This window comes from Streptomyces hirsutus (genome assembly GCF_001418415.1).
GTDB lineage: Bacteria > Actinomycetota > Actinomycetes > Streptomycetales > Streptomycetaceae > Streptomyces > Streptomyces hirsutus.
On sequence record NZ_LIQT01000746.1, the window covers coordinates 1 to 2,920 of the forward strand.

Annotated in this window: 2 protein-coding genes; both read right to left on the bottom strand. The window is 74.2% G+C overall.

Translation table 11 applies throughout. The features are described 5' to 3' along the window. Positions 1-1,650: DUF3492 domain-containing protein (locus AOK11_RS38185; protein WP_055598190.1), on the bottom strand; the 1,650-nt coding region annotated here is incomplete at its 3' end. A gap of 243 nt (positions 1,651-1,893) precedes the next feature. Then, on the bottom strand, positions 1,894-2,920 hold a 1,027-nt coding region (locus AOK11_RS38190), incomplete at its 5' end, for a DUF3152 domain-containing protein (protein ID WP_107098787.1).

The following is a 2,920-nucleotide window of genomic DNA, read 5'->3' on the forward strand; positions in this document are numbered from 1 at the left end:
GGCGGGGTCGGTCCAGTGGCCGGGGACGTGGGCCTCGACCGGGGCGGCGAAGGGCAAGGGATCACCCGTGCCGTTCAGGCGGACGCGGCGGGCCGGGGTACGCGCGACGATCTCCAGGTACAGGTCGTGGAACGCGGCGATGTTCTGCTCGACGGTGAAGAGTTCGAGTGCGCGGGCGCGCGCGGCGGCACCGAGGCGCGCGCGCCGCTCGGGATCGCGCAGCAGCGACACGCACGCCTCCGCGAGCGCCTGCGGATCGCGCGGCGGTACGACGAGTCCGGTGCCGCCGACGACCTCGACCACCGCGCCGACGTCCGTGGACACCGTCGCGCGGCCGGCGAGCATCGCCTCGACGAGTCCGGTGGGGAAGCCTTCGACCACGCTGGACAGAACGGTCACGGCGGCTGCGGCGTACGCGTCGGCGGGGCCGGCGAGTCCCGGGCCGCCGATCTCCTCGAAGGACACCGGACCGGCGCCGTCGGCGTGCGGGACTCCGGTCCCGTCCGGGAAGAACCGCGCGGCCAGTTCCCGGCAGTGCTCGAGGTAGGCGGCGCCCTCGGGGCCGGCCGGGCCGCCGATGATCCGCAGGCGGGCCCCGGGCTCGGCGGTGCGGATCCCGGCGAACGCGTGCAGCAGCGAGACCAGGTCCTTGGCGGGCTCCACCCGGCCGGTCCAGACCAGGGTGTGCGGATCGGCGCGCTCCGGGGACTCGCCCACCTCCGCGAAGGGCGCCGCGTCCATCCCGGGGTGGACCGTGCGGACCTTCGCCCGGTCGGCGCCGCAGCGCTCCTGCCAGCGGCGGGCATGGGTGTTGCCCGGAGTGATGAAAGCGGCCCGCCGGTAGGTCTCGGCGGCGAGCCGGCCGTGGAAGGCCGCGAGGAGGGACCGGACGGCGGGTGAGGAGTCCGGCCGGGTCAGATAGTGCGTGCGCAGCCGTACGCCGTACTCGGTCACCAGCAGGGGGACGTCGAAGAAGTGGCCGGCGAGCAGGCCCGGAAGGGCGGCCGTGCCGCCGGAGGCGGCGTGGCACAGGTCGACCGCGCCGAGCCCGTCCTCCTCGTACCAGTCGAGCGAGAGGGGGCGCAGGGCCTCGTGCAGGTGCGCTGCCACAGCCAGCAGGTCCGACACCCGGGCCTCCCGCGCGGCGGGCAGCACGCGGGGCGCACGACAGGCGCGTTCCAGGGCGCGTACGGCGGTCTCGGAGCGGAGGGCGGCCACGAGACCGCCCTCGTCGCGGGCGAGTTCGGCGAGGCCGTACAGAGCTCCGGTGAAACGGTCCGCCTCGGCCGGGGCACGGGTCGTCCCTCCCGTCCCGGGGTCCGCGTCGGGGTCCGCGGGGTCCGACGCGGGCCCCGGGTCCGACGTGCAGAGGACGGCGGCGAGTTCGCCGTAGTGCTCGGCGAAGCGCCGGCGCGCGCGCCTGCCGTACACCACCCCGTCGTCCTCGGCCGTCCACAGCGGCGCGGTGCGCACCCGTCCGACCTGGGGCGGCAGCGGCACCCAGCCGCCGTCCTCCTGGGCCTCGCTGCGGCTGAACGCGTAGACGTCGAACTCGTGGTGCCCGAGTCCGCGCACGAGACGGTCGCACCAGAGTCCGGCGTCACCGCTCACATACGGATAACCACCCTCCGTAAGCAGTCCGATGCGCACGAGTGCACCCCCGATCTCCCGTATGGGGAGCCGCCGTTGGCCCGGCGGCTCGCAGCGGGACGAACGTAGACGGTCAAGGGGGTGGCGTGATGGACGGTTGTCCGTCGCACCACCGGAAGGGGTGAACGGTCGTAACTTTCCGGCGCGGGGCGCGTTTGGTCGCGCCAAGAGATCGGATGACCATGCGGACGGCGGCGGACACGGCACGGGCGCCCACGGCCCGTGCCGGCCCCGACGCGTCCGTCAGTCCTTCGGGTACGGCCAGGCGTTGGGCAGGCAGCTGATTCCGTCGTGGTCGAGGAACTTGGTCTGCTGCTGCATGACCGGGGCCAGATCGCCGTCCTTGTCACAGCTGAGGTGGTTGTACCCGAGGCGGTGGCCGACCTCGTGGTTGATCAGCATCTGGCGGTAGGCGAGCATCTCGTCGCCGTACGTCTCGGCGCCCTGCGCCCAGCGGAACGCGTTGATCATGACGCGTTCGGTGGCGGCCGAGTCGCAGGAGACGTTGTCGACCGTGGTGTCCAGGCCGGACTTGGCGCACCAGTCGGCGGTCGTCCCGGGACTGGCGAGGGTGATGACGAAGTCGGGACTGCCGGAATGGATCCGTTCGAAGGCGCGGGCGCCGTTGTGCGCCCAGCTGCGGTTGTCGTTGAGCGTCCTGTGCACCGCATCGGCGAAGAGCACGCCGTCCAGACCGAGCCCCCGCTCCACGTCCACGCGATAGGTGACCCTCTGCCCCTTGCCCGGCGCGTCGGCGATGCCGGGGACCGCGTCGAACTTCCCCGAGCCCTCGGCCGTGGCGCCGAGCGGGTACTTCTTGTCCATCTTCTGGGCGTACGTCAGCGGCCCGGCGGCGCGGGGGGCGTCCGGGGACGTGTTCCGCTCATCACCCGCGCCCCCGTTCACGCCGGGGTCCCGGGCGTCGCGCGCCGCCTGTTCGGGGGCGGACTGCGCCTGGAGGTCGTCGGAACCGTCCCCTCCCTCGGCGACCTGGCCGGCCACGACGACCGCCAGCACGGTGGTGACGGCGGCGGCCGCGATCCCGGTGAACGCGCGCCCCTTGGCGCCCTTGGCCTGTGCCGGTGTCCCGGTGGGTGGCGCGGCGTCGTCGGTGCCGGCCGGGGGCCGGGCGGCCGAGGCGGCGCGCCAGTCGGTGACGGCGTCGTAGTCGTAGGGGTCCACGGGACGCGCGGGGTCCACGGGATGCACGGAGTCCGCGGGGTGTACGGAGGCCGGGCAGGTCGCCGCGGACTCCGTGCATCCCGTGGAC